Source organism: Agromyces larvae (assembly GCF_022811705.1).
GTDB lineage: Bacteria > Actinomycetota > Actinomycetes > Actinomycetales > Microbacteriaceae > Agromyces > Agromyces larvae.
This window is the reverse complement of sequence record NZ_CP094528.1, coordinates 998,060-1,016,572: the sequence shown is the minus strand read 5'-3', so window position 1 is coordinate 1,016,572 and position 18,513 is coordinate 998,060. Positions and strand designations below refer to the sequence as shown.

Here is an 18,513-nt window from a genome sequence, read left to right as displayed (position 1 = left end):
CGCGGCGGGTCCACGGGGCATCCGCCGTAGGCTGGAACGGTGACGAGCCCTTCACCGGCCGAGCGCTACGCGCTCTCACGCGAGCAGCGGCGCCGGCCGCGCCTGGCCGAGTTCGCGTCCACCCTGAAGTTCGACCTCGACCCGTTCCAGCGCGGCGCCTGCGGCGCGCTCGACGAGGGCCGCAGCGTGCTCGTCGCCGCGCCCACGGGGGCCGGCAAGACCGCGGTCGCCGAGTTCGCGGTGTACCTCGCGATGCAGGACCCGCACGCGAAGGTGTTCTACACGACGCCGATCAAGGCCCTGTCGAACCAGAAGTACCAGGAGTTCGTCGACGCGTGGGGCTCCGATGCGGTGGGGCTGCTCACCGGTGACACGAACATCAACGCGACCGGCCGCATCGTGGTGATGACCACCGAGGTGCTGCGCAACATGCTGTACGCCGACTCGCCGCTGCTCGACCGGCTCGCGTACGTCGTGATGGACGAGGTGCACTACCTGGCCGACCGGTTCCGCGGCGCGGTGTGGGAGGAGGTCATCATCCACCTGCCGGAGGCGGTGCGACTCGTCTCGCTGAGTGCGACCGTGTCGAACGCGGAGGAGTTCGGCGACTGGTTGCAGGCGGTGCGCGGCGACACCGACGTGATCGTCTCCGAGGCGCGGCCGGTGCCGCTCGAGCAGCACGTGCTGGTGGGCGGCAAGATGGTCGACCTGTTCGACTCGTCGGGGCAGGCCGCGGCGAATCGGGTGAATCCCGAGCTGAAGCAGCTCGCACGCGCCAGCCGGTCGCTCGGCACCAGGTCGCAGCGCGGCCGGCGCGGATCCGACCGCGGCGGGTACCGCGGGCGGGGCCGTGGCGGCGGCGCACCGGGCACGGGCCGCGCCGACCGGCCCGACGTGGTCGCCCTGCTGGCGTCGAAGCATCTGCTGCCGGCGATCGTGTTCATCTTCTCGCGGGCCGGGTGCGATCAGGCGGTGCGGCAGGTGCTGCGCAGCGGCATCCGGCTGACGGATGCGTCGGAGCGCGACGAGATCCGGCAGGTCGTCGAGGCCAGGGTGCGGATGCTCCGCGACGACGATCTCGCGGTGCTCGGGTACTGGGACTGGGTCGAGGGGCTCCAGCGCGGTGTGGCCGCCCACCACGCGGGCATGCTGCCGGCCTTCAAGGAGGTCGTCGAGGAGCTCTTCCAGCGCAAGCTGTTGAAGGTGGTGTTCGCCACCGAGACGCTCGCGCTCGGCGTGAACATGCCGGCGCGCTCGGTCGTGCTCGAGAAGCTGGAGAAGTTCAACGGCGAGGCTCGGGTGCCGATCACGCCGGGGGAGTACACCCAGCTCACGGGGCGCGCGGGTCGGCGCGGCATCGACATCGAGGGGCACTCGGTCATCCAGTGGGTCGACGGGCTCGACCCTGAGGCGGTCGCCGCGCTGGCGTCGCGGCGCAGCTACCCGTTGAACTCGAGCTTCAAGCCGACGTACAACATGGCGGTGAACCTCATCGACCAGTTCGGCCGCGAGCGCACCCGGCAGATCCTCGAGCTGTCGTTCGCGCAGTTCCAGGCCGACCGGGCCGTGGTCGACCTGGCGCGCACGCTGCGCAAGCAGGAGGAGTCGCTGTCGGGCTACGCCGAGGCGATGCGCTGCCACCTCGGCGACTTCGGGGAGTATTCGGGGTTGCGGCGCCGCATCAGCGACCTCGAGAAGGAGGCGGCGAAGGGCAACCCCACGCACGCGCAGCGCGAGCGGATGCAGCGCGAGCTGGTCAGGCTGCGCAAGCAGCTTCGGTCGCACCCCTGCCACGGCTGCGCCGAGCGCGAGCAGCACGCCCGCTGGGCCGAGCGGTGGTGGCGGCTGCAGCGCGAGCACGACCAGCTGTCACGCCAGATCCGCACCCGCACCGGGCAGGTCGCCAAGCGGTTCGACCGGGTGACCGAGGTGCTGTCGCAGCTCGGCTACGTCGAGCACGACCGGCACGGCGAACTGGTGTCCACGTCGGCCGGCCGGATCCTGAAGCGCATCTACGGCGAACGCGACCTGCTCGTCGCCGAGTGCCTGCGGCGCGGCCTGTGGGACGACCTCGACGAAGGCGGGCTGGCCGCGATGGCCGCCGCCCTCGTCTACGAGCCGCGCCGCGACGACCGCGGAGTGGAGTACCGTCTGCCGCGCGGCCCGTTCCGCGCCGCACTCGAGGCGACCGGCCACGTCTGGAGCGAGCTCGACGACCTCGAGCGCGAGCACCGGCTGCCGGGCAGCGAGCCGCCGACCGCGGCGCTCGCGAACGCGATGCACGCCTGGGCGAAGGGCGCGGGCCTCGGTGAGGTGCTCGCCGACACCGAGCTCGCCGCGGGCGACTTCGTGCGACTCGCCAAGCAGGTCATCGACCTGCTCGATCAGATCTCGATCGTCGCCGACGGCGGGGTCGGGCGGGCGGCGCGCGATGCGATCGACGGGGTGCGTCGCGGGGTCGTGATCGACACGGTCGCCGGCTGAGCCGTCGGGGTCGCGATCGGAGGATGCGGTCGGGTGCCGCGACCGCGTGCGGGACATGCGGATGCCTCGCGGCCGGCGCTGGCACGAGACATCCGGCCCGGTCGCTTAGGCTGATCGACGTGCCCGACCCCCGCCCCCTGCTGCCCTGGTGGGCGGCGATGCTCGTCGCCGTCCTCGCCGGATTCGTCACCGATGCCGCCTACCCCGAGCTGGCGATCTGGCCGCTCGTGTTCGTCGGCATCGCTCTGGCGCTGATCGCGCAGATCGGCCGCAGCGTCGGCGGGGCGTTCCTCATCGCGTACGTGTACGGCGCGACCTTCTACTTGCTGCACGTCGAGTGGACTTCGCGATACCTCGGGCCCGTGCCGTGGCTCGCGCTGTCGTTGTTCGAGGCGCTGTTCGTCGGCGTCGGAGGCATCGCGATCACCCTCGGGTATCGCTGGGTGCCGCGGGCATGGCCCGGCCGCTGGGCGCGGCTCGTCGCGCTGCCCGCGGTCGTGGCGGCGCTGTGGATCGGCAAGGAGACGGTGATCGGCAGCTTCCCGTACGGCGGGTTCCCCTGGGCGCGGCTCGCGGTCAGCCAGTCGCAGAGCCCGTTCGCCGAGACCGTGTCGTGGGTCGGTTTCGCGGGGCTCGGGTTCGCGATGGCGTGGGCGACGGCGTCGGCGATCGAATGGGTGCGCGTCTCGGTCGAGCGGCGCACGCTGCGCGAGCCGCTGCCGAAGGCGATGGTCGGGTTGGCGCCGCTCGCCGCGGTGCTCGTCGTCATCGGCGCGGTGCCGGCCTGGCCGACCGCATCGGCCGGCAGCACGACCGTGGCGAGCGTGCAGGGCAACGGGCCCGCGGGCTACTTCGACGAACGCAGCGCCGGAGACGTGCTGAACGCGCAGGTCGGCGCGACCACGCCGCTGCTCGGGCGCGACGACATCGACGTGCTGCTCTGGCCCGAGGGATCGGTCGATGATTCGGTGAACCCGGGCACCGCGGCTGCGCGCACGCTCGACCGTCTCACCGCCGACCTGGACGCCCCGCTCATCGCGAACACCGTCACGGTGCGCGGCGACGAGTACTTCAACACGTCGTTCCTGTGGCGCAGCGGCGAGGGCATCACGCAGACGTACGACAAGCGGCATCCGGTGCCGTTCGGCGAGTACATCCCCGACCGCGACTTCTACATGTTCTTCGCGCCCGACCTGATCGGGCTGGTGCAGCGCGGGTACTCGCCGGGGACGAACCCGCCCGTGTTCGACCTGGGCGACACGATCGCGGGCCTCGCGATCTGCTTCGACGTCATCTACGACGAGGTGATCCACGAGGCGGCTCGCGACGGGGCCGAGCTGTACCTGCTGCAGACGAACAACGCGGACTTCCGCGGCACCGATGAGAACCAGCAGCAGCTCGCGTTCGCGAGGCTCCGTGCGATCGAGACCGGCCGGTGGGTGGTGAACCTCTCGACCGTCGGACGCAGCCAGGTGATCGATCCCGCCGGTCGCACGGTCGACGCGCTGCCGTCGGACCAGCCGGGCGCGATGGTCACGGAGGTGGGTCTGCGCACCGGGCTCACGCCGTCGGTCGTGCTCGGCGGGTGGGTCGACGGTGTGATCAGCATCGGCGGGCTGGCTGCGCTGCTGATCGCGTTCGCCCTGGGTCGGCGGCGGGGCGCGTTCGCGGCGGCATCCGGTGCCGAGGCGCCCGGCCGCGAGACATCCGCCTTCGACGCATCCGCCCCCGAAAACGCGAATCGCCCGGCCTCAGCCGAGGGCTGAACCGGGCGACGAGCGGGATGGGTCAGGCGCTCATCTTCTGGCCGCGACGTGCGCGCAGCAGCTGCAGGCGCTCCTCCAGGAGCTCCTCCAGCTCGGCGATCGTGCGACGCTCGAGCAGCATGTCCCAGTGGGTGCGGGCGGTCTTCTCGCCCGAACGGTCGATCTCGACGGGCTTCGAGTCGACGAGCAGGGTCGCATTGGCCCCACACGTGCGGCACTCCCAGCTCTCGGGGATCTCGGCCTCGGTCGAGAAGGTCATGACCGTCTCGCGGCCGCAGGTCTCGCAGAGGTACGAGTAGTTCGCCCGGTCGGCGAACACCACCCCGTCCTCGCTCTGCAGGCTCTGCGCCCCGATCCGCATGCCGCGGAGGCTTCGGTCTGCCATTGATGCTCCTCTCGATCGTCTACGTGTATAAACGATCAAGCTGTGCAGAACCTTGCCAAAGGCTGAGGATCTCTCAGGCTTCTCTCAGGTTGCCGCGATCACCGCGAGCGCGAGATCGCACCGATCGGTGACCAGGCCGTCGACCCCGAGGGCCAGCAGCCGCCGCATGTCGTCGGGTTCGTTCACCGTCCAGACGTGCACCTCGACGCCCGCCGCGTGCGCAGCGCGCACGAGGGCGGGGGAGACGATGCGCAGTCGACCCGCGCGTTCGGGCACCTGCAGGGCGACGGCCCCGCGCGCCGCCCACCGCATCGCGGCGGCGCCGAACCGCCCGGCGAGGATCGCCCGGACCACCCCGGCGCTGCCCACCGAGGTCGCGACGCCGGGCAGCAGCGCGGCGAGCCGGCGCCGTCGGCGGTCGGCGAAACTCGTGAGCAGGACCCGGTCGACGGCGTCGGCGGCGCGCACCGTGTCGGCCGTCGCTTCGACGGCGGCCTCGGTCTTCACGTCGATGTTGAACCGCGTCTCGGGGAAGGCCGCGAGCGCGTCGGCCAGCGTCGGGAACCCCGCGCCGGCGCCGAGATCGATCGCGGCGAGCTCCGCCGAGGTCAGGTCGCTCACCCGGTCCTCGCGGCCGGCGACGCGCTCGAGCGTGGGATCGTGCGAGACGATCGCGACGCCGTCGCGACTCAGGTGCACATCGGTCTCGACGTAGTGCACCCCCGTTCGCACCGCGGCGTCGAACGCGGCGAGCGTGTTCTCGGGCACCTCGACCGCGAGACCGCGGTGCGCGAGCACCCGAGGCGTCCCGGGGGAGAGGTAGCCCATCTCGGGTCAGGCGCGCGGGGCGCCCGCGCCGCCTCCGGCGCCCGCCTGACCGGTGGCGCGACCGGCCGGACCGGCGGGACCATCGGGGTTCGGGGTGAACGCCTTGCCGATGCCCTTCAGCGCCTCGGTGAGTTCGCTCGGCACGATCCAGAGCTTGTTCGCCTGACCCTCGGCGATCTGCGGCAGCATCTGCAGGTACTGGTAGCCGAGCAGCTTCGGATCGGGGTCGCCCTCGTGGATCGCCTTGAACACCGTCAGGATCGCCTCCGCCTCGCCCTGTGCGCGCAGCACCGCGGCCTTCGCGTCGCCCTCGGCCTGGAGGATCGCGGCCTGCCGCTGGCCCTCGGCGGTGAGGATCGCCGACTGCTTCGTCCCCTCGGCGGTGAGGATGAGCGCGCGCCGGTCTCGCTCGGCGCGCATCTGCTTCTCCATCGAGTCCTGGATCGAGTGGGGCGGGTCGATCGCCTTCAGCTCGACCCGGGAGACGCGGATGCCCCACTTGCCGGTGGCCTCGTCGAGCACGATGCGCAGCTGCCCGTTGATGTTGTCGCGGCTGGTCAGCGCCTCTTCGAGGTTGAGCCCGCCGACCACGTTGCGGAGCGTGGTCGTGGTGAGCTGCTCGACCGCACCGAGGTAGTTCGCGATCTCGTACGTCGCGGCCCGGGCGTCGGTCACCTGGAAGTAGACGACGGTGTCGATCGACACCACGAGGTTGTCCTCGGTGATCACCGGCTGCGGCGGGAACGACACGACCTGCTCGCGCATGTCGACGAGCGGACGCAGCCGGTCGATGAACGGCACGAGCAGGTTGAGCCCCGGACTGAGGGTCTTGTGGTACCGCCCGAGTCGCTCGACCACGCCGGCGTAGGCCTGCGGGATGATGCGGATCGCTCGCGAGATCACGACGATCACGAAGATGACGATCGCGACGACGACGATCGCGACGATGATGCTGGGCACGTCGAAGGTCACTGCGGGGTGCTCCTCTCTACCGGGACGACGACCGCCGTCGCCCCGTCGATGCCCGTGACGAGCACCTGTTCGCCGACCGCGACATCCGCCTGCTCGGTGATCGGCGACAGCCGCGCCGTCCAGACGTCGCCGTTCTGCAGCTTCACCTGGCCGCCGATGCTCGTGACCGTGCGGACGACCCGGCCGTCGGCCCCGATGAGCGCGTCGACATTGCTGCGCGCCGGGTCGGCGCCGCGACGGAGCATCCGAAGCAGTGGCGGGCGCAGCAGCAGGATGAGCGCGACCGCGACGACGGCCGCGATGATGAACTGCGCCCACCAGGGGATGCCGGTCAGACCGGAGAGCAGACCGGCCACGCTGCCGAGGGCGAGCATCAGGAACGTCATCTCGAGCGTGAACACCTCGATCGTCGCGAAGGCCAGGATCAGCACCAGCCACACGATCCAGGCGTACTGGGTCAGCACATCCATTCGCTCTCCTTCGAATTCGAACGCGCCCCCGCTTCGAACCTAGCAGGGCGGGGGCTCGCGCGGGGGATTGGTAGTCTCGACCGAGCGGATGACGGATGCCGCGAACCCACCCCATCGACTTCGGGAGAACCACCGTGTCCAACCCCCTCGCCGAAGGCGTGCTCGCCGGCCGCGTCGCGCTCGTCACCGGTTCGTCGCGCGGGATCGGCGCCGACACCGCCCGATACCTCGCCGAGGCCGGCGCCGCGGTCGTCGTGAACTACCGCAGCAAGGCCCCGCGCGCCGACAAGGTGGTCGCCGAGATCGCCGCTGCGGGCGGCCGCGCGATCGCCGTCGGGGCGGATCTGACCGACCCCGAATCGGTCGCCGAGCTGTTCGCGCGCACCGAGGCCGAACTCGGCCCCATCGACCTGCTCGTGCTGAACGCCTCGGGCGGCATGGAGACGGGCATGGGCGACGACTACGCGATGCGCCTGAACCGCGACGCCCAGGTCAACGTCGTCGAGGGGGCGCTCCCGCACCTGACCGACCGCGCCCGCATCGTGTTCGTCACGAGCCACCAGGCGCACTTCATCCGCACCACGCCGACGATGCCCGAGTACGAGCCCGTCGCGCTCTCCAAGCGCGCCGGCGAGGACGCCCTGCGCGCGAAGCTGCCCGAGTTCGCCGAGCGGGGCGTCGAGTTCGTCGTCGTGTCAGGCGACATGATCGAGGGCACCATCACGGCGACGCTGCTCGAGCGTGCGAACCCGGGCGCGATCCAGGAGCGCAAGGCGGAGGCCGGCCGGCTCTACAACGTCGCCGAGTTCGCCGCCGAGGTCGCGCTCGCGGCCGTCGAGCCCATCCCCGCCGATCACACGCGCTACGTCGGCGACGTGTCGGGATTCACGCCCGATTCGCTCGACTGAGCGGGTTCGGTGCAGACGGCGGGGCCGGCGAGGGATCCCTCGCCGGCCCCGTTCGTCGCGCGATCCGGTCAGGCGGCGGTCGCCGCCGTGGGCGGCGTGCCCTGCCGGCTGCCCTTGCCGAACGTGAACGCACGCACGATCTGCACGATGCCGAGCACGATCAGCGAGATGCCGGCGAACCAGAACAGCACGACCGCGCCCCACAGCGGCGAGAACAGCACGATGAGGCCGGCGACGATGCTGAGGATGCCGAAGAAGATCGCCCATCCTCGTGACGACGCGTCGCCCGACTGCACGAGCGCCACCACGCCCTCCACGATCCACACGATGCCGATGAACACACCGAGGAAGATGCCGATCACCACGGCCGAGCTCGTCGCGTTGAACGCCACGATGAACCCGGCGACGAGGAACAGCAGACCGACGATGATGTCGAGCGCTCTCGACCCGCCCGAGATGCCCCTCGAGAAGATGCCGAGCCCCAGGTACGCGATGCCGGCCACGATCAGGTAGATCCCGAGGATCCACGTCATGACGATGATCGCGTCCTTCGGCCAGAACGTGATCAGGATCCCGACGATGAGCGCGACGACCCCGGCGATGCCGAGCGTGGCGCGAATGGTGTTGACGGTCGACTTCGACAGGTCGTCGCCGCCGAGCGAGAACGCGGCGAAGAACGAGTCGGACTGCGGACTGGACATGAGGGCCCCCTTCATGGCGCGACGTACTGCGAGCAGGGTCAGGCTATGCCTCCGCCGTCGCTGGGAGTCGGACGTGAACCCGCGAGTCGCGCCGTGACGGCGGGATCCCGGGCGCTACGGATGCATCGCGCGGAGCGCGGGCCTACCATGCCGTCATGCACGGGCATCGGGTGGGAGCGGTCGCGATCGGTGCGCTGATCGCGACCGTGACGGGCGGATGCTCCGCGCCGACGCCGCCCGTCGCGGCCACGTCGACCTCGCCGCCGGTCTCGAGCCCTGCCGGCACGGAGCCGAGTGACCCGTGGGGCGAACTGCCCGACCCCGCGGCCGCCGTCGCGGTGATGCCCGGCCAGCGCGGCGACTGTCCGATCGACCCGGCCGGCGACGATCTCATCGCGTTCGTGGTGACCACCGGTGACGACCGCACCGCCGTGCGGGTGACCTATCCGGTGTTCCGCGTCGACGGCCAGCGGATGGTGCGTCGGATGACCTCGCCCGGACCGGTCGTCACCGTGGTGATCGCCGACTGCACCGGGGGCGAGCCGTCGGACCTGGCGGGGTTCCGCGCAGCGACCGATGACGCGGTGCCGCTCAGCTGCGCGCTCTTCGCCGGCGGCGAACTGGTGGCCGCCGATCGCGCCGCTTCCGATGCCGAGGCGAGCGGTGCGCGCGTCGAGTGCGCGGCGTCGCCCTCCGATTGACGCGATCAGACCGGTCCGTCCAGGCGCACGAGCAGGCGTGCCGCCGCCCGCGCGGCGGCGGCTGCGGCATCCGGCCGGTCGGCGCGCTGGGCGCGCACGATGGCGCCCTCGACGATCAGCGAGACCTGGTCGGCGAGCTCATCGGATGCCTCGAGGCCGACGTGCTCGAGGTACGCGAGCAGCGCGCGCCGCAGTGCCTCGTCGTGACGGTGCACGATCTCGACGGCAGCCCGGGGGAGCGAGGCATCCGCCATCGCGTTCGTGAACGGGGAGCCGCGGAAGTCGTCGCGCGAGAACCATTCGCCGAGCGCGTCCGCGAGTCGGACGAGGCTGCGCCCGCGCTCGATCGTGAGCGAATCGACGCGCCGCACGAACCACCGCGTCCACTCCTCGTGGCGACGGCGCAGCACCGCGACGATGAGGTCGTCCTTCGAGGGATACGCCCGGTAGAACGACGCCTTCGCGACCTTCGACTCGCTGATCACGCGATCGATCCCGACCCGGAACCCCTCGTCGTAGAACAGCCGGTTCGCCGTCTCGAGGATGCGCAGGGCAGGGGAGGGGGACGACGGGGTGGATGCCACGGCGCCAGTGTGACAGACCGGTCTGTCTCGCAGCAATTCGGGCCAGACGAAGCGGTTCGTCCGCTGGACAACTCCCCGTTCGGGTGGCAGCATCGCCCGGGTGGGGAGCCCTGACGAAGCCCAGCGGCTGCGCGATCTCGCGCTGCTGCGTCGCGTGCGCGACCGGATGGACCGCGAGTACGCGAAGCCCCTCGACGTCGACGCGCTCGCCCGCGGCGTGAACATGTCGGCAGGGCACCTGAGCCGCGAGTTCAAACGCGCGTACGGCGAGTCGCCGTACAGCTATCTCATGACGCGTCGCATCGAACGCGCGATGGCGCTGCTGCGACGCGGCGACCTCACCGTGACCGAGGTGTGCTTCGAGGTGGGCTGCTCGTCGCTGGGCACCTTCAGCACCCGGTTCACCGAGCTCGTCGGCGTGCCGCCGAGCGTCTACCGCACCCAGCCCGACGGCATCTTCGAGGGGGTGCCGTCGGTGCTCGCCAAGCGCGCCGCCAGACCGGTCAGGAATCGAGAAGCGCCCACCACCGCGCGCCAGTAGCTTGGCGACATGGACATCACGATTCAATACACCTTCCTGCCGCACACGGACCCCGAGGCATCCCTCGCGTTCTATCGCGACACGCTCGGCTTCGAAGTGCGCAACGACGTCGGCTACGAGGACATGCGGTGGATCACCGTCGGCCCGGTCGGCCAGCCCGACACCTCGATCGTGCTCACCCCGCCGACCCCCGACCCGGGCACCACCGACGACGAGCGCCGCACCATCGCCGAGATGATGGCGAAGGGCACGTACGCGTCCATCGTGCTCGCGACGACCGACGTCGACGGCGCGTTCGACCGGGTCGCCGCCACGGGTGCCGAGGTCGCCCAGGAGCCGATCGACCAGCCGTACGGGGTGCGGGACTGCGCGTTCCGCGACCCGGCGGGCAACATGGTCCGCATCCAGCAGCCTCGCTGAGGCGGGGCCGGACGTGCCGGCGGCCCTCGTTCACCCATGTGAACGGTAACCTCGTGTTCCAAGCCATCGACGCACGACGCGAGGAGGAACAGTGACGGACGGTGCAGAGCCCTCGGGCGTCAAATCTTCGCTGCGCACGCTCGAGATACTGGAGTATCTGGGCGCGTGCGGCGAACGGCGTTCGATCGCGGCCATGAGCCGCGACCTCGGCATTCCGAAGTCGAGCCTGCACGGTTTGCTCCGCACGATGGCGGCGCGCGGATGGCTCGAGACCGACGCCGCGGGAACCGGCTACGGCATCGGACTCCGTGCCCTGCTCGCGGGCGCGGCCTACGTCGAGACGGACGACCTCGTCCCGCTCGCGAACGGCGCCCTCGACCTCGTCTCCGAGCGCAGCGGCGAGACGGTGCACCTCGGCCGGCTCGACGGCGGCGACATCGTCTATCTCGCCAAACGGGAGTCGCGGCACGCGTTGCGGCTCTTCTCGGCCGTCGGTCGGCGCCTTCCGGCGCACGCGACCGCGCTCGGCAAGGCCCTGCTCGCCCAGCTCGGCGATGACGAGGTCGAAGAACGTCTCGGTCGGCCGTTCGCGAAGCTCACCCCCACGACGATCACGGACCCCGCTGAGCTCCACGCCGAGCTCGCCGCGACCCGTCAGCGCGGCTACGCGATCGACCGCGGCGAGAACTCGGCGGGCATCCTGTGCGTGGCCGTCGCGCTCCGCCCGGTCCAGGGCACCTGGAACGCGATCAGCTGCTCCGTCCCCGAGAGTCGCATGACCGACGAGCACCGCGACGAGATCATCGCGGCGCTCGAGGACGCGCGAGTGATCGTCGACTCGCTGACTCGACGCCTGGCAAGTTGACACCCCTTCGTCCAACCTCGTAGTGTTCACAAGCGCGTACGCTGTTCAAGTATGTGATCGAAGGGTGGAGTTCGTGGAGGTTCTGACGCTCGGCGAGGCCCTCGTCTGCTTTTCGAGGCCGACCGATCCCGCCGACGCGGCTCGCGGACTCTTCACACGTTCGATCGGCGGCGCCGAAGCGAACACGGCGATCGGTCTCGCTCGCCTGGGCAACGACGTCTGGTGGGCCTCGTGCCTCGGTCGCGACCCCCTCGGCGATCACGTGCTCGACGTCCTCGCGGCAGAGGGCGTCGGCACGAGCCTCGTCGCCCGGAGCGACACGCGCCCGACCGCCGTCATGGTCAAGGAGCGCACGACCCCGCACGACACCGCCGTGACCTACTATCGCCGCGATGCGGCGGGCACCGAGCTCGCGCCCGGAGACCTCCCCGCCGGTGTGGTCGAGTCCGCCGGGCACGTGCACCTGACTGGCGTCGCGCTCGCGATCGGTGCGGGGCCTCGCGCCCTCGCCCATGAGACCGCTCGGCGGGCGGCGGGCTCCGGAGTCACGGTCTCGTTCGACCCGAACTTCCGACCGTCGATCATCTCGGAGCCAGACGCCGTGCGCGAGTATCGTCGCATGCTCGCCTCGGCGACCCAACTGCTCTGCAACGAGACCGAGGCACGGCTGATCACCGGCCGAACCGATCTCGATTCCGCGATCGACGAACTTGCCGGACTCGGCCCCTCGACGATCATCGTGAAACGCGGCGCCGACGGCGCACTCGCCTGGCACGAGGGCGAGCGGCTCGTCGTTCCCGCGCATCCCGCGCCGCATCCCGTCGATCCCGTCGGTGCGGGCGACGCGTTCAACGCCGGCTGGATCCACGCACGCCTCGCGGGCCTCGCCCTCGAGGACGCGCTCGCACTCGCGGCCTTCGTCGCCGCCCAGGTCGTCCAGCATCCGGGCGACTACGAGGGATTCCCGAATGCCGGCGAAGTCGAGGCCTGGCAGGCAGCCCGGTCGGCCGAGCACGCCGGCCGAAGCATCCGCACCGCGTGAACGGAGCCGCATGACCCTCTCCGCCCTCTCGTCCGTCGCGCTCCGCGCGCTGCTCGAACGCACCAAGGTCGTCCCCGTGCTCCGCCCCGCGACGGCGAACGAGCTCCGCGCCCTCGTCGAGGCGAGCCGTGTCGCCGGGTTCGGCGCCGTCGAGCTCACGGCGACCGTGCCCGGGTGGCAGGGCGTGCTGCAAGACACCCTCGACGATCCGCGATACGTCGACCTCGCGATCGGGGTGGGCACCGTCGTCTCGGCCGGGATCGCCCGCGAGGCGGCCGATCTCGGCGCGCACTTCCTCGTCTCGCCGTTCCCCGTTCCCGAGGCCGTGCTCGAGGCTGCCCCGCCTCTCGTGCAAGGCGGCCTCACGCCGGGCGAGCTCCGCGAAGCGGGCGCCGCGACCGGCATCGCGAAACTCTTCCCAGCCGCGAGCGTCGGGGTGGGCCACCTCAAGGCCGTACGCGACGTGCTGCCCGACCTCGCGATCATGCCGACAGGCGGCATCACCCCCGCGACCGCCCGCGACTGGCTCGACGCAGGCGCGATCGCGGTCGGCATCGGCACCGCGCTCTTCACGCTCGACGCCGACGACCTCGCACGATTCGTCGCACGCGTCGGCATCGCGTCGTAGCATCCGGCCCCGTTCGACGCAGCGACGAGCGGCGGTGCCGAGCCCTCCGCACCGAGGCGTCATCGCCGAAGCCCGAACGCCGAACCCCGAAGCGCGAAGCCCGACCCCCTGCGAACGCTGAACCCGAAGGCGGAACCCTGAAGGCCGAACGCCGCGCGCTCGGATCCGGGGCGCACTTCGGGGTGTGAGACGAGGAAGGCCTCGGAGCATCCGCGCTGCGGACCCTCCGAGGCCTTCGACGATTCCGAGTCGACGACGAGACGACTCGTCAGCGGCGAACCATCGCGTTCGAGCCGGAGCTCAGAACGTGCCCTTGTCGATGAACTCCTGGGCGTTGTCCTTCGTGATCTGGGGCGACGGCACGACCGTGTCCTTCTCGACGTCCTCGCCGGCGAGGATCTCGAGGGCGCGGTTGAGGCCGAGGCGGCCGATCTCGTCGGCGCTGTTGAGACCCGTGACGACGTAGTTGCTGGGCTTCGCGATCGCCTCGAGGGCTTCGAGCTGGCCGTCGACCGCGGCGATCACGATCTGATCGCTCAGGCCCGCATTCTCGATCGCGCGCTGCGCGCCGAGGCACATGGCGTCGTTCTCGCAGAAGACCGCCGCGAGATCGGGGTCGGTCGCGAGCAGGCTCTCCATGACCGAAAGGCCGCCGTCCGAGCCCCAGCCGCCGAAGTCGGGCGCTTCGACGATCGAGAACGCCGCGTTCTCGCTGAGCACCGACTTCAGGCCGTTGGTGCGCGCGAGGCCGATGCTGTTGTCGGCGGGGCCGCCCTTGATGATGCCGACCTTACCGCCGTCGGGGAGGATCGACTCGAGGTACTCGCCGTTCTGCACGCCGATCTGCTCGTTGTCGGGGCCGATCCAGCTCGTGTACTCACCCGTCGCGAACTTCCGGTCGACGAGGACGACCGGGATGCTCGCAGCCGAGAGCGAATTGAGCACCGCGGGGGCCGACTCGAGCGGACCGCCCGAGATGACGACTGCGTCGACGTTCTTGCTGATGAGGTCCTCGACGTTCGACGCGAGCTTGGCGGCGTCGCCGTCGGCGTCGGTGCTGATCGTCTCAGCGCCCTGCTTCTCGGCTTCGTCCTTGATCGCCTTGTCCATGCCGCTGAAGTAGGGGCCGTCGAGCGTGAAGTTCGCGATGCCGATCGTGTACGAGTCGTCGCCGGCGGAGGAGCCGCCGCCCGAATCCGACGCGCAGGCGCTGAGGCCGAGGGCGACCGTGCCCGCGACGATCAGAGCGCTGATGCGTGTGATGTGCATGTGTCTTTCTCCTTCGTTGGGGATGGTGCAGTGGTGCAGGGTGGTGCCGCGCGGTCAGGCTCGTCCGCGACGCGAGCGCGCCTGGATGATGATGACCACGAGGATGATGAGGCCCTTGAGGACCTGTTGCCAGAAGCTCTGGACGCCGTAGAGGTTGAGCAGGTTGTTGATGAGCGCCAGCACGAGCACGCCGCCGAGTGTGGCGCGCGCCGAGCCCTTGCCGCCCGCGAGACTCGCGCCGCCGATGACGCACGCGGCGATCGCGTCGAGCTCGAACCCGACGCCCACACTCGGCTGCGCGATGCCGACGCGGCTCGCGAGGATGACGCCCGCCAGCCCCGCGCACAGGCCGCTGATCGTGTAGGCGAGCACGAGGTGCTTCTTGACGCTGATGCCCGCCAGGCGAACCGTCTCCTGGTTGCCGCCGATCGCGACGATTGCACGGCCGGCGGGCGTCCGGGTGAGGAAGACGCCGCCGATGAGGAAGATCACGAGCATGATCACGGTCGTGAGCGGGATCGGCCCGAGCGAGGCGGTGCCGAGCCAGAAGAAGCTCGGGTCCTCAGGCGCGATCGGCACGTCGGAGTAGACGAACGTGAGACCGCGGATCGTCGTGAGCGTCGCGAGGGTGACGACGAACGGCGCGAGGCTGAATCCGGCCACGAGCGCGCCGTTGACGGCGCCGAACCCGACACCCGTCGCGACGCCGATGAGGAGCGCGATCGGCAGCGGCAGGTTCGCCACGAGGCCGGCGCTCACAATGCCCGAGAACGCGACGACCGAGCCGACCGAGAGGTCGATGCCGCCCGTCAGGATGACCACGAGCATGCCGAACGCGAGCAGGCCCGTCGTCACCATCTGCTTGAGCAGGTTGGTGAGGTTCTGCGGGGAGAGGAAGGTCTCGGTCGTGATCGACGCGACGACGACGAGCGCGACGAGCAGCACGAGGAATCCGATCGCGACGGTCACGTCGCGGTTGGCGATGATGATTCTGGGGAACTTGCGGGGCACGCGGCGCTCCTGGGTGTTCGGTGGGGTCGTGGTGCCGACGGTCACAGGGTCTTTCCAATCGCGAGTGCGAGCACTTCGTCTTCGGTGGTGTTCGCAGAGGTGAGCTGGCCGGCGATGCGGCCCTCGTGCATGACGAGCAGTCGGTCGGTCGCGCCGATGGCCTCGGTGAGGTCGCTCGAGATGAGCAGGATCGTGTGTCCGGAGCGGGCGAGCGAGTCGATCACGCGGTAGATCTCGACGCGCGTGGCCATGTCGACGCCACGGGTCGGCTCGTCGAGGATGAGCACGCGGGGTTCGAGCAACAGCCACTTGGCGAGGATCGCCTTCTGCTGGTTGCCGCCCGACAGGCGCCCGATGGGCATGTCGGCCGAGTGCTTCGGGCGGATGTCGAACCGCGCCACCATGCCGTCGACGCGGACATCGCGGCGCTTGCGGCTGATCATGCCCGCGACGGTGTCGTCGCTGAGCGAGGCGAGCGTGATGTTGTCGCGCACCGTCATCTCGGCGACGAGGCCCGATCGCTTGCGGTCTTCGGTCACGAGCGCCACGCCGCGGCGAATGGCCGTGCGCGGGCGGTCGATCTCGACCTGCTCGCCCCCGATCGACACGGCGCCGCGGTCGGCGGCGGTGCCGCCGAAGAGGCACTGCGCGAGTTCGCTGCGACCGGCACCGACGAGCCCGAACATGCCGACGACCTCGCCGCCGTGCAGCGTGAACGACACGTCGTCGAACTCGCCGTCGCGGCTGAGCGCGTCGACCTCGAGGATCGCCTCGGCGTGCCCGTCGCGGCGCTCGGGATAGATGCGCTCGAGACGGCGCCCCGCCATCGCGGTGATGAGGGCGTCTTCGGATGTCTCGGCCGGTGTGGTCGTCTCGACGACGACGCCGTCTCGGATGACGACGATCGTGTCGGCGAGGTGGGTGACCTCGTCGAGGCGGTGCGATACGTAGATGACGATGACCCCGCGCGCCTGCAGCCTGCGGATGAGCGCGAAGAGCGACTCGAGGTCGCCGCCCGCGAGCACGGCCGATGGCTCGTCGAGGATGAGCACGCTCGGCTCGGTCGCGACCGCCTTCGCGATCTCGACCATCTGCTGGCGGGCGACGGTGAGGTCGCCCGCCAGCTGACGGGCGTCGATGTCGCCGAAGCCGAGTTCGTCGAGGATGCTCTGAGCGCGCACGTGCGCGGACGACCAGTCGATGAAGCCGCGTTTCATCGGCAGCTGGCCCATGAGCAGGTTCTCGGTCACCGAGAGCTCGCTGATGAGGGTGAGCTCTTGATAGACGGTCCGGATGCCTCGACTGCCGGCGTCGTGCGGCGAGCGCAGATCGAGCAGTTCGCCGTCCCACCGCAGTTCGCCCGACGTCATCGCCTCGGCGCCCGAAAGGATCTTGATGAGCGTCGATTTGCCGGCGCCGTTCGCCCCGACGATCGCGACCACCTGTCCGCGCTCTCCGACGATGTCGATTCCTTTGAGCACCTCGGTCGGGCCGTACGACTTGTGGACGCCGTGGATCCCGAGCGTCACTCGAACGCCTCCATGACGATCATCGTCTTCTGACGTGTGAAGTCGGTGACGGTCTCGTGCAGGCCCTCGCGGTACCCGCCCGTGGCCTTCGTGCCGCCGAAGGGCAGGTTCTCGGCGCGGAGCGCCGTCGAGCCGTTGATGACCACACCGCCGACGTCGAGCTTCTTCGCGATCGAGAACGCGCGCGAGACGTCCCGAGTGAAGACGGCCGCCTGCAGACCGTAGGGCGACGCGTTCGCGAGGCGCACGGCCTCGTCGACGTTCGTGAAGCGCGCGATGGGGGCGACCGGGCCGAAGATCTCTTCATTGAAGGCGGCTGACTCGGTGGGGACCTCCGACAGCACGGCCGGCTCGTAGAAGGAGCCCTCGCGCGCGCCGCCGCTCAGCAGCTTCGCGCCGTCGGCGACGAGCTGGGCGACGGCCTGCTCGACCGACTCGGCTGCCGTGCGGGCGATGAGCGGGCCGACGTCGGTCGCACGGTCGAGCTGGTCGCCGAGGGTGAGGGCGGCGGCCTTCGGCAGCAGCATCTCGAGGAACTCGTCGTGTACGGCGTCGTCGACGTAGACCCGCTTCACGGCGCAGCAGATCTGGCCGTTGCCTCGCGCGAGGCGTCCGAGGACGACCGCGTCGGTCGCCTTCTCGAGGTCGGCGTCGGAGCAGACGATGAGCGCGTCGTTGCCGCCGAGTTCGAGGAGGACCTTCTTGAACGTGTCGGCACCGCGGCGGGCGATCTCGCGTCCCGCGATCGTCGAACCCGTGATCGTCACGGCCGAGATGCCGGGCAGCGACGCGAGCGCCTGCGAAACGCGCACGCCGCCCGTCACCAGCTGGTGCGCGAACCGCGGTGCTCCGGCGGCCTCGAACATCTCCTGGATGCGCACGAGCGAGAGCGGGCAGCGCGAGGGCGGCTGCACGATGACGGCATTGCCCGCGGCGATCGCGGCGGCCGCCTTGTGCGCGTACAGCTCGACGGGGTAGTTGAAGGGCACGATCGCGGCGACGACGCCGAGCGGCTCGCGCACCGTGATGGCCAGGTTGCGCTCGAGGCCGGGCACGGCGTCGAGCGGGATCTGACGGCCGAAGATGCGGGTCGCCTCGGCGGCGTACCCGCGGAAGATCCGGATCGCGGCGTCGACCTCGCCCTCGGTCTGCGGGAGCGGCTTCCCGTTCTCCGTGGCGAGGAGCAACGCGAGGTCGTCGCGCTCGTCGGCGATCTGCTGCGCGACCGCGAGGAGGAGTTGCGCACGCTCGTACGACGGCATCGACGAGATGGCGCGCTGGCCCTCCTGGGCGTCTTCGACGGCGCGCACCACCTCCGCCTCGGTCATGTCGAGGATGTGTCCGAGGATCTCGCCAGTACCGGGGTTGGTGACGTCGATCGTGGTGAGGGTCATGATTGCTTGTCTCCG

The 18,513-nt window shown here is 70.5% G+C and carries 19 protein-coding genes; 9 read left to right on the top strand and 10 right to left on the bottom strand.

The genetic code is table 11. The features are described 5' to 3' along the window. Positions 1-39 precede the first annotated feature (39 nt). Together MTO99_RS04710 and lnt are read left to right on the top strand one after the other, a co-directional pair. A complete protein-coding gene (locus MTO99_RS04710; RefSeq protein ID WP_243557421.1) occupies positions 40-2,484 on the top strand; it encodes a DEAD/DEAH box helicase in 2,445 nt (814 codons plus the stop codon). A 119-nt stretch (positions 2,485-2,603) separates the two neighbouring features. Continuing rightward, complete coding sequence (gene lnt, locus MTO99_RS04705; protein ID WP_243557419.1) at positions 2,604-4,250, top strand: apolipoprotein N-acyltransferase; 1,647 nt, start codon at positions 2,604-2,606, stop codon at positions 4,248-4,250. A 22-nt stretch (positions 4,251-4,272) separates the two neighbouring features. On the opposite strand, the gene MTO99_RS04700 is transcribed toward lnt, so the two are convergent. From MTO99_RS04700 to MTO99_RS04685, 4 genes are all read right to left on the bottom strand, one after another. Continuing rightward, on the bottom strand, positions 4,273-4,635 hold the full coding sequence (locus MTO99_RS04700; RefSeq protein WP_243557416.1) for an RNA polymerase-binding protein RbpA: 363 nt from the start codon (positions 4,633-4,635) through the stop codon (positions 4,273-4,275). Between the two features lie 84 nt (positions 4,636-4,719). Continuing rightward, positions 4,720-5,463, bottom strand: coding sequence for a glycerophosphodiester phosphodiesterase family protein (locus tag MTO99_RS04695; protein ID WP_243557414.1), 744 nt, complete (start codon positions 5,461-5,463; stop codon positions 4,720-4,722). Positions 5,464-5,469: 6 nt separating this feature from the next. After that, positions 5,470-6,414, bottom strand: coding sequence for an SPFH domain-containing protein (locus MTO99_RS04690; protein WP_435520821.1), 945 nt, complete (start codon positions 6,412-6,414; stop codon positions 5,470-5,472). Positions 6,415-6,431: 17 nt separating this feature from the next. Further along, entirely contained in the window at positions 6,432-6,905 is a 474-nt protein-coding gene (locus tag MTO99_RS04685) for an NfeD family protein (RefSeq protein WP_243557410.1), read from the bottom strand. Positions 6,906-7,039: 134 nt separating this feature from the next. On the opposite strand from MTO99_RS04685, the gene MTO99_RS04680 reads away from it, so the two are divergent. Continuing rightward, positions 7,040-7,813, top strand: coding sequence for an SDR family oxidoreductase (locus MTO99_RS04680; RefSeq protein ID WP_243557408.1), 774 nt, complete (start codon positions 7,040-7,042; stop codon positions 7,811-7,813). A gap of 68 nt (positions 7,814-7,881) precedes the next feature. Here MTO99_RS04680 and MTO99_RS04675 read toward each other — a convergent pair whose 3' ends face one another. Next, entirely contained in the window at positions 7,882-8,514 is a 633-nt protein-coding gene (locus MTO99_RS04675; RefSeq protein ID WP_243557406.1) for an HdeD family acid-resistance protein, read from the bottom strand. Positions 8,515-8,669: 155 nt separating this feature from the next. Between MTO99_RS04675 and MTO99_RS04670 the strand changes: the two genes are divergently transcribed. Beyond that, positions 8,670-9,215 (top strand): hypothetical protein, encoded by a 546-nt coding sequence (locus MTO99_RS04670; protein ID WP_243557404.1) that lies wholly within the window; start codon positions 8,670-8,672, stop codon positions 9,213-9,215. Between the two features lie 5 nt (positions 9,216-9,220). Here the strand turns inward: MTO99_RS04670 and MTO99_RS04665 are convergent, their stop codons facing one another. Further along, a complete protein-coding gene (locus tag MTO99_RS04665) occupies positions 9,221-9,799 on the bottom strand; it encodes a TetR/AcrR family transcriptional regulator (protein ID WP_243557402.1) in 579 nt (192 codons plus the stop codon). Positions 9,800-9,899: 100 nt separating this feature from the next. Between MTO99_RS04665 and MTO99_RS04660 the strand changes: the two genes are divergently transcribed. The 5 genes from MTO99_RS04660 (at position 9,900) to MTO99_RS04640 (ending at position 13,295) form a co-directional block, all read left to right on the top strand. Next, the gene (locus MTO99_RS04660) at positions 9,900-10,340 is read left to right on the top strand and encodes a helix-turn-helix transcriptional regulator (protein ID WP_243557400.1); all 441 of its coding nucleotides are present in this window, start codon (positions 9,900-9,902) and stop codon (positions 10,338-10,340) included. Between the two features lie 9 nt (positions 10,341-10,349). After that, on the top strand, positions 10,350-10,760 hold the full coding sequence (locus MTO99_RS04655) for a VOC family protein (RefSeq protein ID WP_243557398.1): 411 nt from the start codon (positions 10,350-10,352) through the stop codon (positions 10,758-10,760). A 91-nt stretch (positions 10,761-10,851) separates the two neighbouring features. Then, positions 10,852-11,625, top strand: coding sequence for an IclR family transcriptional regulator (locus MTO99_RS04650; RefSeq protein ID WP_243557396.1), 774 nt, complete (start codon positions 10,852-10,854; stop codon positions 11,623-11,625). Positions 11,626-11,698: 73 nt separating this feature from the next. After that, positions 11,699-12,667: a sugar kinase gene (locus MTO99_RS04645; protein WP_243557394.1), complete on the top strand. Its 969-nt coding sequence runs from the start codon at positions 11,699-11,701 to the stop codon at positions 12,665-12,667. A 10-nt stretch (positions 12,668-12,677) separates the two neighbouring features. Continuing rightward, entirely contained in the window at positions 12,678-13,295 is a 618-nt protein-coding gene (locus tag MTO99_RS04640; RefSeq protein WP_243557392.1) for a bifunctional 4-hydroxy-2-oxoglutarate aldolase/2-dehydro-3-deoxy-phosphogluconate aldolase, read from the top strand. A 300-nt stretch (positions 13,296-13,595) separates the two neighbouring features. Here MTO99_RS04640 and MTO99_RS04635 read toward each other — a convergent pair whose 3' ends face one another. The 4 genes from MTO99_RS04635 to MTO99_RS04620 are packed head-to-tail and all read right to left on the bottom strand — an operon-like array spanning position 13,596 to position 18,498. Further along, positions 13,596-14,564 carry a sugar ABC transporter substrate-binding protein gene (locus tag MTO99_RS04635; protein WP_243557390.1) on the bottom strand — a complete coding sequence of 323 codons (969 nt, stop codon included), beginning with the start codon at positions 14,562-14,564 and terminating at the stop codon, positions 13,596-13,598. Positions 14,565-14,618: 54 nt separating this feature from the next. Further along, positions 14,619-15,575: an ABC transporter permease gene (locus tag MTO99_RS04630; protein ID WP_243557388.1), complete on the bottom strand. Its 957-nt coding sequence runs from the start codon at positions 15,573-15,575 to the stop codon at positions 14,619-14,621. 41 nt (positions 15,576-15,616) lie between these two features. Continuing rightward, positions 15,617-17,104 (bottom strand): sugar ABC transporter ATP-binding protein, encoded by a 1,488-nt coding sequence (locus MTO99_RS04625; protein WP_243557386.1) that lies wholly within the window; start codon positions 17,102-17,104, stop codon positions 15,617-15,619. After that, entirely contained in the window at positions 17,101-18,498 is a 1,398-nt protein-coding gene (locus MTO99_RS04620) for an aldehyde dehydrogenase family protein (RefSeq protein ID WP_243557384.1), read from the bottom strand. Before MTO99_RS04620 ends, MTO99_RS04625 begins: the two co-directional genes overlap by 4 nt. Between the last annotated feature and the right edge of the window lie 15 nt (positions 18,499-18,513).